At 69.6% G+C, this 15,261-nt stretch carries 15 protein-coding genes; 8 read left to right on the top strand and 7 right to left on the bottom strand.

Translation table 11 applies throughout. The annotated features are described in order from the left end of the window. Nucleotides 1–393 precede the first annotated feature (393 nt). The 3 genes from SRB5_RS01500 (at nt 394) to SRB5_RS01490 (ending at nt 3,014) form a co-directional block, all read left to right on the top strand. On the top strand, nt 394–1,101 hold the full coding sequence (locus SRB5_RS01500; protein ID WP_153449536.1) for a HEAT repeat domain-containing protein: 708 nt from the start codon (nt 394–396) through the stop codon (nt 1,099–1,101). Then, nucleotides 1,091–1,702, top strand: coding sequence for a hypothetical protein (locus tag SRB5_RS01495; RefSeq protein ID WP_153449535.1), 612 nt, complete (start codon nt 1,091–1,093; stop codon nt 1,700–1,702). Before SRB5_RS01500 ends, SRB5_RS01495 begins: the two co-directional genes overlap by 11 nt. A 178-nt stretch (nt 1,703–1,880) precedes the next feature. Then, a complete protein-coding gene (locus SRB5_RS01490) occupies nt 1,881–3,014 on the top strand; it encodes an FAD-dependent monooxygenase (RefSeq protein ID WP_153449534.1) in 1,134 nt (377 codons plus the stop codon). Between the two features lie 29 nt (nt 3,015–3,043). Here the strand turns inward: SRB5_RS01490 and SRB5_RS01485 are convergent, their stop codons facing one another. After that, entirely contained in the window at nt 3,044–3,415 is a 372-nt protein-coding gene (locus SRB5_RS01485; RefSeq protein WP_153449533.1) for a winged helix-turn-helix transcriptional regulator, read from the bottom strand. A gap of 84 nt (nt 3,416–3,499) precedes the next feature. Here SRB5_RS01485 and SRB5_RS01480 point away from each other — a divergent pair, with 84 nt between their 5' ends. Then, a complete protein-coding gene (locus tag SRB5_RS01480; RefSeq protein ID WP_323376956.1) occupies nt 3,500–4,414 on the top strand; it encodes an NAD(P)-dependent oxidoreductase in 915 nt (304 codons plus the stop codon). 116 nt (nt 4,415–4,530) lie between these two features. Here SRB5_RS01480 and SRB5_RS01475 read toward each other — a convergent pair whose 3' ends face one another. Next, nucleotides 4,531–4,980 (bottom strand): large conductance mechanosensitive channel protein MscL, encoded by a 450-nt coding sequence (locus SRB5_RS01475; protein ID WP_323376746.1) that lies wholly within the window; start codon nt 4,978–4,980, stop codon nt 4,531–4,533. A 405-nt stretch (nt 4,981–5,385) separates the two neighbouring features. On the opposite strand from SRB5_RS01475, the gene SRB5_RS01470 reads away from it, so the two are divergent. Further along, nucleotides 5,386–6,057 carry a maleylpyruvate isomerase family mycothiol-dependent enzyme gene (locus tag SRB5_RS01470; protein WP_153449532.1) on the top strand — a complete coding sequence of 224 codons (672 nt, stop codon included), beginning with the start codon at nt 5,386–5,388 and terminating at the stop codon, nt 6,055–6,057. Nucleotides 6,058–6,440: 383 nt separating this feature from the next. Here SRB5_RS01470 and SRB5_RS01465 read toward each other — a convergent pair whose 3' ends face one another. Both SRB5_RS01465 and SRB5_RS01460 read right to left on the bottom strand, forming a co-directional pair. Further along, nucleotides 6,441–6,959, bottom strand: coding sequence for a pyridoxamine 5'-phosphate oxidase family protein (locus SRB5_RS01465; RefSeq protein WP_153449531.1), 519 nt, complete (start codon nt 6,957–6,959; stop codon nt 6,441–6,443). Nucleotides 6,960–7,404: 445 nt separating this feature from the next. Continuing rightward, on the bottom strand, nt 7,405–9,006 hold the full coding sequence (locus SRB5_RS01460; protein ID WP_153449530.1) for a hypothetical protein: 1,602 nt from the start codon (nt 9,004–9,006) through the stop codon (nt 7,405–7,407). A 680-nt stretch (nt 9,007–9,686) separates the two neighbouring features. Here SRB5_RS01460 and SRB5_RS01455 point away from each other — a divergent pair. Together SRB5_RS01455 and SRB5_RS01450 are read left to right on the top strand one after the other, a co-directional pair. Next, nucleotides 9,687–9,908: a hypothetical protein gene (locus SRB5_RS01455; RefSeq protein WP_153449529.1), complete on the top strand. Its 222-nt coding sequence runs from the start codon at nt 9,687–9,689 to the stop codon at nt 9,906–9,908. A 163-nt stretch (nt 9,909–10,071) separates the two neighbouring features. Continuing rightward, nucleotides 10,072–10,395, top strand: a complete 324-nt coding sequence (locus SRB5_RS01450; protein ID WP_228389679.1) for a hypothetical protein — start codon at nt 10,072–10,074, stop codon at nt 10,393–10,395. A 75-nt stretch (nt 10,396–10,470) separates the two neighbouring features. Here SRB5_RS01450 and SRB5_RS01445 read toward each other — a convergent pair whose 3' ends face one another. The 3 genes from SRB5_RS01445 to SRB5_RS01435 all read right to left on the bottom strand — a co-directional run bounded on the left by SRB5_RS01445 (nt 10,471) and on the right by SRB5_RS01435 (nt 14,178). Then, nucleotides 10,471–11,973, bottom strand: coding sequence for a DUF4246 domain-containing protein (locus tag SRB5_RS01445; RefSeq protein ID WP_153449527.1), 1,503 nt, complete (start codon nt 11,971–11,973; stop codon nt 10,471–10,473). A 73-nt stretch (nt 11,974–12,046) separates the two neighbouring features. After that, nucleotides 12,047–13,240: a DUF4241 domain-containing protein gene (locus SRB5_RS01440; protein ID WP_228389678.1), complete on the bottom strand. Its 1,194-nt coding sequence runs from the start codon at nt 13,238–13,240 to the stop codon at nt 12,047–12,049. 131 nt (nt 13,241–13,371) lie between these two features. Then, a complete protein-coding gene (locus SRB5_RS01435; protein ID WP_153449525.1) occupies nt 13,372–14,178 on the bottom strand; it encodes a M23 family metallopeptidase in 807 nt (268 codons plus the stop codon). A gap of 169 nt (nt 14,179–14,347) precedes the next feature. Here SRB5_RS01435 and SRB5_RS01430 point away from each other — a divergent pair, with 169 nt between their 5' ends. Next, a complete protein-coding gene (locus SRB5_RS01430) occupies nt 14,348–15,247 on the top strand; it encodes an aminoglycoside phosphotransferase family protein (RefSeq protein ID WP_153449524.1) in 900 nt (299 codons plus the stop codon). The last annotated feature ends 14 nt before the right edge of the window (nt 15,248–15,261 follow it).

The raw sequence follows: 15,261 nt of genomic DNA, 5'->3' as shown, positions 1-15,261 counted from the left end.
TGCTCGTTCTCGCCACCACGACCTTCGTCGTCGTCACCACAGAGCTGCTGCCGGTCGGGCTACTGACGCCGATCAGCGACGATCTGGGAGTCGCGCGATCACGGGAACGCCCGGGCGCGTGACTCAACGGCCTCAGCGGCCAGCAGTCAGCAGCCTCGCATCACTCACCGCGCGATCACCCCGTGGTCCCGGGCACAGCGCAAGGCCCGCCGCGAATACAAGAACCGCGTCAAGGCCCTCGCCACTGACACCTGCCGCTGACCCCGTCAGGCGTTCAAGATCATCCCGCTGCCCCGTTTGGACTTACCTTGGCTGGACCCCTTTCTGGTCGTTCGCGTCGCCCCAGCGAACGGCCCGGGCAGGCCGGAGTCCCGGAGCTGTAGCCTTCGCGCCATGACGCTCGGGACTCGGACGACACACAGCTTCTTGGCGCGCAAGTTGCTCGCAGGCGCGGGTGTGGATCCGAACGATCTGCGGCTGGACGTGTACGAGCACGTGGACCGCGGGGTCGCGCTTGCCCTGAGCGGGTTCGATTCCGAGCGTGCCGAACTGGTCGAGGGCGCTGTCTCGATCGCCTCGGACATTCTGCGGCTATGGCGTACGCCCCGTCCGGAGTTGGTGGCCGGCCTGGTGCGATGCCTGGAGTCCCGTCATCCCTTTGCCAGAGGCGACGCGGCGATGGTGCTGGCACGGCTCGTTTCGCCGGACTCCACGCAGGACATTACGTCGGCCGTTCCCGCACTGATCGTGGCCGCCAACGATTCCTACGACCGGGTTGCCGGGCCGGCGGCGCTGGCTCTTGCCCGTCTCGATCATCCGGAAGTTCTGGCCCCAGTGCATCGGTGGTTGGCGTCAAGCAGCCGACTCCCGTTCTTCCAGGTGACTTCACTCGGGCAGGTTCTGCGGCCCCTGGTGGGATGTGCCGACGAGTTGCTCCCCGGGATCCGTCGCATGCTCGTCGACTCGGCCCGACAGCGAGGGACTGCGTTCGGTCCTCACCACACTGGCCGCCTGGGGCCCCGCCGCGAGCGCGGCGGTTCCAGAACTGGTGCCGGCACTCGCCACCCGCAACGTGCGATGGGTCTGCGACGTGCTCGGTAGTATCGGCGCGGCGGCGGCGCCTGCGGCGAATACTCTCGACAGCTTCGTCCGTGGCGTCAGGCAGCCACCGCGCCACGACGGCAGCACCCTGGTGCCGAGCGGCAAACGAAGATGGCACGGCGCCCAGAACGCGGCGTGGGCCCATTGGCGGATTACCGGTGAATCAGAGATCTTCCTGGCTTTCCTGGAGGACGACGCACCCCGGGGCTTGAGATACACCGACCTCGGCCGGTTGGCGGAGCTGGGGCCGCAGGCGACGCGATGCGCCACCGCGGTCCGACCGCTGCTGGAATCACTGGGCCCGTGGACCTGTGTCCAGGCCGCCTACGCCTGGTGGCGAATCACCGGCGACATGGACGCCGCCGTCCCGGTACTGCTGGCGGCCCTGGAACCTCTGAGGTCGGGTGATGCCGACGAACCCTGCCGCGCCGCGGTCCGATATATCGCCCAGATCGGCGCCCCGGCCTCTGCCGCGGCGCCTCTACTCGCAGCGACGCTGTCGTCCGACCGGCGCTTCCCCGCGGACGTCTACCCTGCGGCCCGCGCGGCGCTGGCGGCCTTCGGTGACGGCCTCCGCCTCCAGGGTCGTGCTCTCGTATAGCTGCCGCCATCCGACGCAAGACCCCCAACTCCGCATCCGAGCAGCCCTCGTAGTTACCAGCGGGTTACTTACTTCTGGTGTACGAGCCAGGACTCCAGGGCCTACGTACGGAGTACCGCCGGAGCGGGCATCGGCGAATAGATTTGAACCGTCACACAGTTGAGGAGAGAAACACTTCATGCCCGATTCGCAGCCCCGCCGCGTCCTGATCGTCGGTGGCGGCATCACCGGCGGCGTGCTCGCCTTGGCCCTGAGGAAACAAGGCGTCGCGGTCGTTCTCGTCGACCTGCGCAACGACCTCGGCGGTGTCGGTCACGGCATCACCTTGCAGGGCAACGCGCTCAAGGCGTTCAAGGCGGTAGGCATCTACGATCGTCTCGCCGAGCACGCCTACGCCTTCGACAAGGTTCGGCTCCGCCGGGCGGACGGCAGCCTCATGGCCGAGATCGACACTCCGCCGATGGGCGGCGCCGACCTCCCGCCCACGATGGGCGCGCTGCGCGGCGACCTCGCGGACATCATCGCGGCCGACCTGCCGAAGGCGGGCGTCGACGTGCGACTGGGCGCCACCGTCACGGCATTCGAGGACAAGGGCACCTCGGTCACGGTCCAGCTGTCCGACGGCACGCAGGAGACCGTCGACCTGTTGGTGGGCGCCGACGGCATCAGGTCCAAGGTCCGCGGGATGTGCGGCATCACCGACGAGCCGACGCCGGTCGGGATGGGCATCTGGCGCACCGTCGCCCGGCGCCCGGAGGCGATGGACTGCTCGGAGCTCTACTACGGCGGGCCCAAGTACAAGGCCGGCTACACCCCGATATCCGACGAGCTCTGCTACGCCTTCCTGATCGAGGGCAACCTTGACCGGTCGTTCATCGGTGAAGGCCCCAGGGGCGCCGTCCTGAAGGAACGCGGCCAGGGCTACGGCGGCATCTGGGGTCAGGTGCGCGACAGCATCGCCGACGACGCGATCGTGAACTACCAGTGGATCGAGGCGATGAGGGTCGACGCCCCGTGGTACCGCGGCCGTACGATCATCATCGGCGACGCGGCCCACGCGTGCCCGCCGCTCATCGCCCAGGGGGCCGCGATGTGTGCCGAGGACGCCGTTGTTCTGGCCGAGATGCTCACCTGCGGCGACGAGATCGACGACGTGTTGCCCGCCTTCATGGCCCGCCGGTTCCCGCGGGTGCGAATGGTGCTCGACAACAGCCTCCGGCTCGCCGAGTGGGAGATCCACCCCGAGACCCCGGGCGCCGACCCGGGCTGGGTCATGGGCGAGACCCTCCACGCCGTGACGCGGGAGGCGTGACCATCACCTCGCTCGCGGCCTCGGAGCGCTTACCCGTGTGAGATCTCGGCCACGTCAACCGCTTCGGAGCCCTCGCGGCGCATCCGCTCGGCCCCCCAGGCGCCGAGCGGCCCGAGCGCTTGGTTGAGCGTGCGCCCGTGCTCGGTCAGGGAGTACTCCACCCGCGGCGGCACCTCGGCATAGACCTCCCGGTGTACGAGACCGTCCTCCTCCATCTCACGCAGGTGCTGCGTCAGCATCTTCTCGCTCACCCCCGGCAGACCGCGGCGAAGCTCGGCGAAGCGGCGTACACGACGGGCGTCGAGTTCCCAGAGGATCAGTCCCTTCCACTTACCGCTCACCACGTCGAGCGCGGCATCGATGCCGCAGATGTAAGGCCCGTTTCTCGGCGCCTTGGCCATCACCGATCTCCCTTACGAAAAGGTAAGTACCGCAGAAAATAGTAGGTACTTCCGAGAGTAGTGACGCCCTCCGAACATAGAGGGGTGAACGAACAACAGAACCGCACCACCAGGCAAAACAGCGCAGTCACCGTGATCGGGCTCGGCCCGATGGGCCAGGCGATGACCCGCGCCCTCCTCACCGCCGGCCACCCGGTCACCGTCTGGAACCGCACCGCCGGCCGGGCCGACGGCGTCGTCGCCGACGGAGCAACGCTCGCGGCGACACCCGGCGAAGCGGTCGAAGCGAGTGACCTCGTGATCCTCAGCCTCACCGACTACCGGGCGATGTACGACATCCTCGACGGCGCCACCGCATCGCTCGCCGGCCGCACGCTGGTCAACCTGAGCTCCGACACCCCCGACCGCTCCCGGGAGGCGGCAGCCTGGGCGGCGGGCCACGACGCCGCCTTCCTCACCGGAGGTGTCATGGTCCCCGCGCCGATGGTCGGCACGGCTGCGGCGTACGTCTACTACAGCGGCCGCGGCCACGTGATGGAGAGCCACCTGGCGGCGTTGACATCGTTGGGAACCCCGAAGCATCTGGGTGAAGATCCAGGCCTCGCCCAGATGATGTATCAAGCCCAGCTCGCCGTGTTCCTCACCACCTTGTCCGGACTGATGCACGCCACCGCGATGCTGGGTACCGCGGGAATGAGGGCCGGGGAAGCGCTGCCGGAGCTGCTCTCCGCCGCCGACTCGATCGGCGACATCCTGAGGGCCGGCGAAGAGAGCCCCGGCACCGCGCTCGACGCCGGAGAACATCCCGGCGACCTCAGCACGGTCACCATGATGGGTGCGACGTCCGACCACATCGTCGAGACCAGCACGTCACTCGGCCTCGACCTCGCGCTCCCCCTGGCCGTACAGGTCCACTACCGGCGCGCGATCGAGAACGGACACGGCAGCGACAACTGGACCCGCATCATCGACAGCATCCGGGGACCGATGACCGCGTAGGTCCTGGAGTCCTGGCTCGGACACCCGCCGCAGACCAGCCGGACGATCACGTGCTTGCCGCTGCGGCAGCCTGTTCGTCGTGCTCGCGCAGCATCGTCGGATTCCGCCCGGCCTGGCTAGGCCGGGCGGGTCCCGACACCGGTGGTCGGGGGCTGCTCGGTGGCGCAGTGCAGGCACCTGCTCGCGGCCTCGGGCAGGTCCTCGGAGAGGCAGGCCGGGCAGGTCTTGACGGGGCCGGGTTCGGCGAATGCCTTGACGCCGCGGCGGGCCTGGTAGTGCTTGTAGGGCACGACGATCGCGAAGTAGATGACCGCCATGAAGATGATGAAGTAGATCAGGGCGGAGACGAACTGTCCGATGTCGAGGTAGGTCGCCTTGTTTCCCTCGTCGCCGAGCTGCCACCCGAGCCCCGCGGATTTGCCGCCCTGGAGGCGGCTGACGATCGGGTTGATCACGAAGTCGGTGAACGCCTTGATCAGCGTCGAGAAGGCCAGCGCGATGACCAGCCCGAGGGCGATGGTGATGAGGTCACCGCGCATGAGGAAGTTCTTGAAGCCTCTGAGCACTGTCCGTTTCCTTTCCTGGGTGCCCGCACGCCCGGCACGTGGGCACAGCGGGAGCTGTGCTCAGCAGCTAATCGCAGGCCCCGAGGCAGGTAGCGGAGCCACGGCCCCATGACGCACGGACGGCCCAGTCCGGCCTTCCCACCGCCCGCCGGGCTCGGCTCCGATGGACGCCGAATATGTCGATGAGAACTGGCAACGCTGAGAATCCGCTGCAGAACCTGTCTGTCGGCGACCTCGGGACCGAGGCCCGTGCGATCCCGGGTTCGGGTGCTGGAGGAAAGGTCACTCACGGGCGATGACTTTGCTCCGGAGCAGGAGTCTTCCTCATGAACGCCCGTGCCGGACGCCGACCTGCTCCGGCCCGGGAAGATGGAGACCACGATCCGTGACAGGAGACCTGCCCGTATGACTGATCCGAAGCTGATAGCTGACCGCAGCCGTGGAACCGGGGTCTGGCCCTTGATCCGCACTGAGCGGGCGGCGCTGGCGGCCGATGCCGGAGATCTGACGGCTGATCAGTGGACGACGCCTTCGTTGTGCTCCGATTTGACGGTACGTGAGGTGCTGGCGCATCTCACCGCGGGCGCGAGCCTGAACACCGTGCGCTGGCTGGCGGGAGTGATCCGCTGCCGGTTCGACTTCGACAAGCAGGTGGCCATGCGGCTGGCCGAGCAGCTGGGCACGACTCCGGCTGAGACTCTTGAGCGGTTCCGGCGTATCGTCCCGAGCGAGACCAAGCCTCCCTTGCCTGCCATCGCCATGCTGGGCGAGACGATCGTGCACGGAGAAGACATCCGGCGCCCGCTGGGCATACGTCGTGACTATCCGATCGAGGTCGTCACGCGGGTGGCCGATTATTACCAGGGCTCGGATCTCGTGGTTGTTGCCAAGGGACGTATCGGTGGACTGGAACTCGTCGCGGATGACGGTCCGTTCACGACCGGTTCCGGACAGCGGGTGTCCGGCCCCACCTTGGCATTGGTGATGGCCATGACCGGACGCGAGACGTACTGCGACGACCTCGACGGCGACGGTGTGGAACTGCTGCGCAGTCGCTGCGGGCCCGGCGCGAGCTGATGTCGTGGGCGTCCTGCCGGGCTCCCCGGGCCAGTGGCCGAGGCGGTGCCGGGTCGACCTGCCGTGGATGGCCCGCTGCCAATCCCTCGCCGGGCGCCGCGCTCCTCCGTCGACGACAGTGGCGTCGGCCACGACATCCTGCGCTCTGGAACGCCCGCTGCACCAGAGACCTCCGTGGCTGGCTCACACCCGGGTCCGGAGTATCCGGCCCGGCCAGTACGACGAACTTGGGGGCGGGGCAGCCTCGGGTCGCTGCGGCACTGGTGGGTGCTGAGCGAGGCCGTCGCTGACAGCCACGGCGCTGGCGGTACGCGACGGCGCGCCGTCGGCCGGCTCCGCACCCACGTACGCGCCGGTGCAGGTCCTCGTCGATGGGCCCGGCGTCACGTGCCGGTGAGCTTGTCGAGGTCGGGGGCGTAGACGGTCATCCAGTGCGGGTTCAGCCGGTAGTAGACGACCTCGTGGTTCCAGTCGAAGGCGTCGTCGCCGTAGAAGTCCGTCAAGTAGGCGAGGAGTTCCTGCCAGTCGGCCGTCGCCTCGGCGTCCTCGGGATTCAGCTCCTCCACCGTGCCGTGGGTGAACACGCCGAGGTCCTCGCCGCGCATGTGTGCGACGCTGGCGGCCGGACGGGCTGCGAGATGACGGGCCTTGGCGGCGTTGCGCGCCGTGCCGAAGTGCCACCGGCCGTGCAGGAAGTGCCCGTCGACGCCGCTGATCCGCGGTTCGCCCTTTGCGGTCACCGTGGAGAGGGCCAGCGTGCACATGCTGGTGAGGACCCCGGTGAGCTGCCCGGCCGTGATGGTGCGGCCCTCGACGATCGAGCGGAGGTGTGCGGTCGAGCCGGAGAGGGAGGAGTCGAGGAGGGACTGGAGCTTGTTGAGTTCTTCTGGGGTTTCGCGCATACGTTCATCGTCGGCCGTAAGCCCGACACCCCCTGTCGTCATTGATGAAGCAGCGGGTGAGGTTGCTCCGCGCGGGTGGTACTCGCCGACCGCCCTGTGGTCCGTCCGTCCTCCGTGCAGGCGTCTTCGGACATTGACATTACGCGCCGGAGTGTCGGCAGATGATCATCTGCCGACACTGGCGGTGTTCAGCGACAGTGCACTGGGCTGGGCGCGCTGCCGCACCCAGCCCGCCGGAGACCGTCCCGCGGGCAGGCGCGGTTGGATGGCGCTGTGGGGGATCTCTTCGGCGCGATCATGTCGCGTGCAGACGCCGGCGACATCGGGTCCCCGTAGTATCGGCCGAATTTCCAACGGATATGCAAGTCAAGGACGTTGCAAGAGATCAGGGCCCGAGTTCTGAGCTGAGCTCATGACCAGCGTTACCGTTGTTCCGCAGCCGTTGCTACCGGGACCCCGCCGCGGCATCCCGGACCGCGTGGTCCGGGCCCGTCTCCGCCAGCTCGTCCAGCACCTCCAGCGCCTCAGCGGTGCCGATCCGGGCGATGGCGTCGACCGCCTTGACCGCACGGGCCCTGGTGCCCCGCGCTACCCAGCCAGGGATCAGGGCGGCCAGGTCGCGGGCCGTCCGGCCGTCGCCGAGCCATCCCAGCGCGGGCAGCGCCCAGGCGTCGCCGTGCAGGAACAGCGCCCAGCCCAGGTCGGCCAGTGAGCGCCGGTCGCAGGCGTCGCGGACTGCGTCCAGCCGCTCGTCCGGCTTCCTGGCCAGCGCGACGAGCCTCCTGGTCGCGCTGGCGGGCAGGGCACGGCCGCCGCCCTTGAGCAGCACCTGCGGCAGGACATCAGGCTCGGCGTACGCGGGCAGCCGGGGCGCCCGGCCCGGCGCGGTGAGCACCGCCGGGAGATCCTCGCCGGGCGCGTCCGGGACCCGCAGCGCCGGGTCCGGCCCGGGCAGCTCGGGATGCGCCTTGAGGTGCATGCGGAGCAGCCCGGCGGCGAGGAGCGCCGACGTCGAGTCACTCGCGGCCACCGTGGACAGCACCCGGACCGCCCGTACGGGAAAGCGCTCCATCGCTGCAAGCAGGTACTCACGCGCGAACTCCCGCTCGTACCGCTCCAGCAGCAGCTCGAACGCCTCGTCGCTCGGAAGCAGGGAGATCAGCTCGACGAACCGCTCCCGCCACGGCTTGTAGATCCTGATCCGGTCCCAGGCGTCGGCCAGGACCGGGGCGACCGCCGGGCCCACGCCGTCGGCCATCGTGGCGCGCACCCCGAATGTGAACGCGTCAAAGTCAGACTCCGCCAGCCGCCAGCCGAGCAGTTCGAGGTGCCGCGGCGTGCCCACCGACGCCCAGAGCCGTTCGCGGTAGAAGGCGTTCGAGCCCCACTCGGTGGACGGCGGGTCGGTGCAGCACTCGTCCACCCAGTCGTGCCGGGTGGGCACCAGGTAGGAGACAACGAGCCGCCGGGAGCGGGTGCCGCGGTGCGCGGCCAGCCGTTCCACTGCCCGCTGGTACTCCTCCTCGGGGCAGAAGGCCAGCAGGCCCCGGACCCGGCGCAGGCTCACCGAGTCGACTTGCCGAAGGGAGTCCAGCGGGCGCAGGTTTTCCGTCGAGGAGGCGATGCCGCTCAGTTCGGCAAGCGCGCAGGCGGCGAAGGCGAGCCCGCGGGAGGCGATCCAGCCGTCGGTGAAGGTTCGCTGCGTCTCGTTTCCGTTCTGCGCGCGGTCGACGATCGACGCGATTGCCGCCGCCCCGGTGGGGTCGTCAGCGCCGCTGAGACAGGCCCGCGCGTGCGCGACCAGGGCCGGGTCGCTCACCGTCGCCGACAGCACCGCCTCGATGTGGCCGCGGTGCTCCTCAACCAGCTTCGCCGCCACGTCCGCAGCACCGGGGTCGACGGTGTCGCTGGGCGCGACCTCGCCCAGCGCCCGGTTCATGACGCTTGGTTCCGTGGGGAGCGCTCCGCCCCGCCGGGGGTGCAGATCTTGGCGCAGGGACTCGGAGAGGACTAGGACGTCCTCGGCCGGGGGGAAGTGATCATCCATGGCAGATCACTGTAGGGAGACCCACTGACACTCACCGCGCGTCCGGCAGTTGTCGCAGGTCGCGCTCCACGGTCAAGAGCAACACCACTGTTGCAGGCGTTGACCGTCATGCCAGCTCTCTCACCAGGAACGGATCCTAGTAGTATCGGCCGAATTTCCAACGGATGTGCAGGTCAAGGACGTCGCAGGAAGCGTTTTACGTGCTCGGTCAGGTACGGCGAGATGCTCCTCTCGGCGGTCCAGTCGGGCAGCTCCGTCGGGACCGCTCACGGTCGGCGCGGGCTCCTCTCGAAAATAACAAGCCCCGCGAGGGTCCGGTGCCGAAGATCGTCGGGGAAACACGCGGGCTACGCCCAAAATGCCGACGCGCCCAGCCAGACGCCCGTAGCTCCCGAGGGCCTTCGCGGCCGCGAGCAGAGAGCTCTGCCGGGGCCGGTAGCGCGGAGTGCCGGCCCGCCTGATGGTCAACTCACCGCGGGCAGCGTGCTGGTCGGCCCCTGTGGGTGGCGTTACGCCGTCCGTACGCGAAGGCGTCCGCCTGGCCTGCGGAAAGCCGTGCCTGGAGGCGCGAGACCAGGGCGTCCCGGTGCTCCTGGGTGGGGGAGGGTTTCCGTGTGTCCCACCCTGTGCAACGGGGGCATAGCCGGGGTGATCGGGAGCAGTTCGTACGTACCAGCATCGTGGAGCGGCGCCGCGACTGCGTGCCGCTGGATGCCGCGGCCCGTGCAGCGACGCTGGTCGAGGTGACCGATACCTACCGGCTCGCGATGCGGAAAATCGACCGGTTGACCGTTGAGCGGCGGGGGCGGCCCGGCTTCCTGTCGAGGAATACGAGGAACGGGCTGATTGGCAAGCTTGACAGGCTCCATTCATCGGCCAAAGCCGCGCTGGGGCTCGACTGACGCGCCGGAACTCTGCCGCCGGCTGTGCCCGGATGGTCCGATCTCCACCGTTATGCTCCGGAGCGTCAGCCGGCGCATGCCCGGACAATTACCTTCCCGCTCTATTCGGCTCCGGCGTGTCCGGAGCACGCGGTTGCTCGCAGCGCCCGGATACGCTCGGCTTGTGGGAGATCGCGAGCAGTACGTGAGGTATCAGCAGGACCGGGAGGTGCTGGCCGTGATCGGAGCTCTCCTCGATCCTCAGGTCGGCCGGATCGCTGTGAGGCTGCCCCGGAACGTCGGTGAGTCGGCTGTCGCCGCCTGGGAGCGGGATGAACCGGGTGAGGCGGGTGAGGAGAGCCGTGCGGAGCGCGAGCTGCGCGGTGATGCCGCGGAGCTGGCCCTGATCGGCCTGGCCGTCACGTCGCGCGGTGTGTGGGAGGGCGATGAGGTCGTCGTCGACCTGGAGGTCGGTCAGATCGCGGCGGCCTTGCGGACCGCGGAGTAGCCGGGAGGCGGCGGCCCGGCACCCCGAGCGCTGCGGAGGTGCCGGTTCGCTCGTCGGCGGGAGGCAGGACGGGAGTCAGTGCTCGCAGAGCGAGAACTCGCGTTCGTAGAGCTCCTCGTTGTGCTCCTTCGTGAAGAACTTCCGCTCCTTCATCAGCTCCTCCCGGTGCCCCTTCGCCTCGTCGAGGGTCATCGTCGAGGTGGCGGCCCAGGGCTGCTGGGGCGGGACGTCGGCGGTGGACGTGATGCGGGTCGACGGGTCTATCAGGAAGAACGCGAGGATCTTGCGGTGGCCCGGGCGGGTGGGGTCGGTGAGGCGGAAGGGGGAGACGCGGTGCTGGAGGATGTTGGGGAAGGCGAGGCAGCGGCCGGCGGGGGTGGGGGTTGAGCCGAGGTCGGCGTTGAGGGGCTCCTCGTCCTCCAGGCCGTAGACCTCGCGGACGCCTGTGTCGTCGTTCTGCTGGTAGTCCGGGTCGTCGAGCACCGCGCGGAAGGCGAGGCTGCTGTCCGTGATGTTGTCGCTGTCCCAGTAGTAGATGCCGGTGGAGACGATGCGCTCGTTGAGCATGCCCTCGACGTGCCAGGAGCCCCCGGCGTACTCGGGGCTCTCGGGAGTGAGGTGGATGTCGGCGAGCTTCACGATGACCTGCAGATCGCGCCCCCGGAGGCTGACACGCTCGGCGGGCGGCTCCGGGGGAGTGAACGCCGGGGCGTCGGGGACGGCCGGAGTGCGGGTCTCGTACCAGGTGTCGAGGGCCCTGTACCACTCGGCCTTGGCGTCCCGGAACGCCTCGGCGCTGTCGAAGTCCGCTTCCCTCGGGCCCGTCGGCCGCTGTGAGTACCAGCCCCACGGGTCGTAGTCGATCCGCAGCGGACGCGGATGGCGCAGGTCGGTCAGGACCCGCTCCCAGAGCGGGACCATGCGCGAGAAGAGGTCCGGGAGCACGGCGGCCAGGTCGGCGTGCTCCTGCGGGTGGACGTTGTTGACGTACGAGGTGAAGGCCGCGCTTCCGTCGGCGTCGACCGTGACGTCGGCCGGGAGCCACTGGAACTTCGACGAGAACTCGTACCGCGCATAGGGCCTCGCCGGGCTCACCCAGGTCTCCGGGGGCGCCGGGCTCACGCCGTTGACCAGGCAGAACAGCGAGGGATGGACGAGGTCCAGCACCTGCTCGTCCGATCCCGGGTGCCAGTCCTTCGCCTCCTCCGGCACGTCCTCCAGTACGCGTACGGCGTCCCGGAGGCGGTCGCGCAGGACGTCGGGTATCAGGCTGTCGGAGTGCCAGACGCCGTCGGTGCACGACACCTCGATGCCACTGTCCGCGTCCCGCAGACCGGCGTAGTGCTCCAGCTCGGCGAGGACGTACTCGATCTGAGCCCGCGTCAGCCCCTGCGCGAGGGCCTCACTCGTCCACCGGCCCCGGATCTCCGGGTCACGGAGCTTGTCGAACCACTCCGGCTTGGCCCGCACGGCCGCACTGCACTCGGTCATCCGGCGCTCCCGCAGGCTGCGCACCGGCGCGAGGGGGCCGTTCTGCGCGGAGTCGAAGGGCAGCGGGAAAGGCGTCTGCTCGGTCAATTCTCTGTTCCCTCGTGGTGTTTTACGGTGACGGGAATGACGGTACGGGACCGGTCCGACATCGCCGGGGGCTTCAGTGGGCGGGCGCCGGTGTCGGGGGCAGGGCGGGCCACCGGCCGATGACCACGACGGCGACGGAGACGAGTTCGCCGGTGGCGGAACGGCCGAGCCAGACGGGCCAGCCGCCGTCGCCGTCGGTGAGGAAGGAGACGAGGCCGGCGCCGGTCGCCGGGTCGGTCGCGTGGAGGACGTCGTCGCCGAGGTGGTCGCAGGCGGTCTCGTCGTCGTCCTCCCAGAAACGGCGGACCTTCTCGGAGAGGGAGTCCCAGGCCGCGGCGTCGGCGAAGCTGCCGGTCGCGCCGTCCGTGCCGAAGCAGTGGGCCTCGCCGTCGAGGAGGAGGCGCGGGTCGTCGCCCTCGCTCCGGGCCATGTCCCAGGAGACGGCGGGTTCGTCACGCAGCCGCAGCCGTACGGCGGGCTCGGAGCGGCGGTTCCCCCGGACGAGGACGGCGGCCTCCATGAGGTACGAGCCCGGGGGGACGGGCTCGCTCAGGACCCAGGGCTCGCCGAAGCCGGGCTCGGCGACGCAGAGGCGGCCGGAGGGAATGCCGACGGTGGCGATGTGGCGGGGCGCGGCGGTCTGCATGTCCCCGTGGCGCGGATCGACGAAGGTGTGGCCCGGGCGGAAGAGGTCCTCGAGGGGCAGCGTCATGCTCATGGGGGTCGGCGGTGTCCACAGCGATGTGGGGTCGTCGGTCGTGGCGACGCCCGGCTCGTCCGAGATCTCGGACTCATCGATTGCCCGCACGCCGTACATCGCGCGATCGGACCAGAGCTCTTCCGGCGGTACAGGGGAGATGGTCGTGAAGGCTCCGCCGTCCTCGCCGCGTTCCTGAGTCGTCTCCCATCCTTTGCCGCTGGTGTCGAATTCGGTCTCGCACAGCCAGGCGTCCGGGGCGCGGTCCGCCTGCGCGGGTGAGGAATAGCGGCGTTCCACCGTGCCGAGCACGAACATCCGGTCGTCGTCCAGGAGCCGGAGGTCTGTCTCGCGGGTGCGTCGTCCGTTGTCGTCGTACGCCCACATCCCGACGAAGCCGCGCCGCCAGGCGATCAGGTGGACCTGGGCCGGCGTCGACAAATCCGCGGACGGATACAACACCACGTACGGCTCACCGATCCGATCCCGCTCCAGGGCCTCGTCACGGCTGATCGGCCGGAAGGCGCGGCAGGTCGCGCTGTCCCACCCCTCGGCGAAGGAAACGCTCATGGTCCCGATCTCCCTCTCGACACCCGGCGTCTCCATCTGTCCGCCGGAACGGGGGAAGTCTTGCAGCCGGGTATGACAGGCGGGGCGGGCGGCAGCCGCCCGCCGCGTTCGGACGGGCGGCAGCCGTGACGTCAGCAGTTCGGGATCGTGGTGCCGTTGTTGTCGCGGGCCTCGTCGTTGCCCCAGCGGGACAGGTAGTACGCCGAGACGTACTGGTTGGCCGGGCCGACGTCCAGGTCGGTGCGCAGCCACCAGTGGTTGAAGTTGCCGGAGGCGTCGCGGATCTCGCGGCCCCAGACCTTGCAGAAGACGTAGTTCGTTCCGGCGTACAGCGTGCCGGTCTGCGCGGTGCTGGTCGCGGAGGCGTAGCCCGGGGCGTTCGCGAAGGTGTCGACCCAGTACTTGGCGGTTCCGCCGCCGCAGCCGTTGTCGCTGGCCAGGTACTTCTGGTTGTACGAGCCGGGATACGGCGCCAGCGACGTGCCGTTGATGACGATCGTCTGGCCGGAGCCGTTGTACAGCTGCTCGTAGTGGATGTGGGCGCCGGTGCTGTTGCCCGTGGACCCGGTGGCGCCGATGGTCTGACCCTGCGAGACGTAGCTTCCGTTGGCCACGGCGTACGAGGCGAGGTGGAAGTAGTACGTCTTCCAGCCGCCCCCGTGGTCGATCGCGATGTAGTTCCCGGCGCCCCCGGCCTCGTAGTAGCGGTACGCGGTCCCGGCCGCGGACGCCAGCACCGGTGTGCCGGCGGTGGCGCCGCCGTCGGAGCGCACGAAGTCCAGCGCGAGGCGCACCTCGGCGGAGTGATGGCTGTACGTCCAGGTCTGGCCGCAAGGGAACGGCGCCTTGAAGAGCGGTGCCGCGTGGGCGGGCGGGGCGGTGACCAGGCCGGCGAGGATCGCGGCCAGGCCCAGCAGGGTTATGCGCAGACGGCGCATCGGACCTCCGGGGGAGTGAGGGTGACGCGAGCGGGCACCCGGGAAACGAGGTGCTGGTGTTGTCGTGTGCTCGTCATGCCCCTTCGGGGGTGGTCGTACGCCGGGAGGCGGCCGGGATTCGGCGCATCGCGGGAATTCGCGCAGCGTGCGCCGGGTAAGGTGGCTCGGCATGATCGAATCCGAGATCGAGGTCAGTGAGGATCTGGTCCGGGACCTCCTGCGGGACCAGCACCCGGATCTTGCCGCGCTGCCCCTCCGCGAGGTGGCGGGTGGCTGGGGCAACCAGATGTGGCGCCTCGGGGACGAGCTGGCGGTCCGGATACAGCGGATGGACACCAACCCGGATCCGCAGCTCAAGGAACGCCGCTGGCTGTCGGCCCTGGCCCGCCGCCTGCCACTGCCGATCCCGGTTCCCGTCCGGGAGGGTGCGCCGTCCGAGCGGTTCCCCAAGCTCTGGACCGTCATGACATGGGTTGACGGCACGCCGCTGGACCACGGCGCGATCACCCGTAACGACCATGCGGCCGACACCCTGGCGGCCTTCCTCACGGCACTGCACGTGGCAGCGCCCGCCGAAGCGCCGGATGCCACGGACCGCGGCGGTCACCCCAAGGAGTGCGCGGAGGGCTTCGACCGCTTCATGAGGTCCGTGGACCTCGGCCACTTCGCCGGGGACGCCATCCGGGCCGTATGGGACGAGGCGACCGCGGCTCCCGGATGGGAGGGCCCGCGCGTGTGGGTCCACGGCGACCTGCATCCCGCGAACGTCGTCGTCGCGGAGGGAACGCTGGCGGGTGTCGTCGACTTCGGCGACATCTTCGCCGGCGACCCGGCCTGGGACCTCGCGGCGGCCTGGGTACTGCTCCCCGCGGGCGGCGCCGAGCGGTTCTTCGCTGGCTACGCGCAGGCGGACGAGGCGGCGATCCGCCGGGCGCGGGGCCTGGCGGCGATGAAGAGCCTGTTCCTGATGCTGATGGGCCAGAACGGCGACCACGGCCTGCCCGGCGGAAAGCCGCACTGGGGGCCGGCGGGGCGGTCGGCGCTCGAGCGGGTCCTGAAGGGCTTTTGACGCGGCTCCCCGGA

This window comes from Streptomyces smaragdinus, assembly GCF_009604385.1.
Taxonomy (GTDB): Bacteria; Actinomycetota; Actinomycetes; order Streptomycetales; family Streptomycetaceae; genus Streptomyces; species Streptomyces smaragdinus.
Note: the sequence above shows the minus strand (reverse complement) of the source record. Positions and strands in the feature narration are given on the sequence as shown.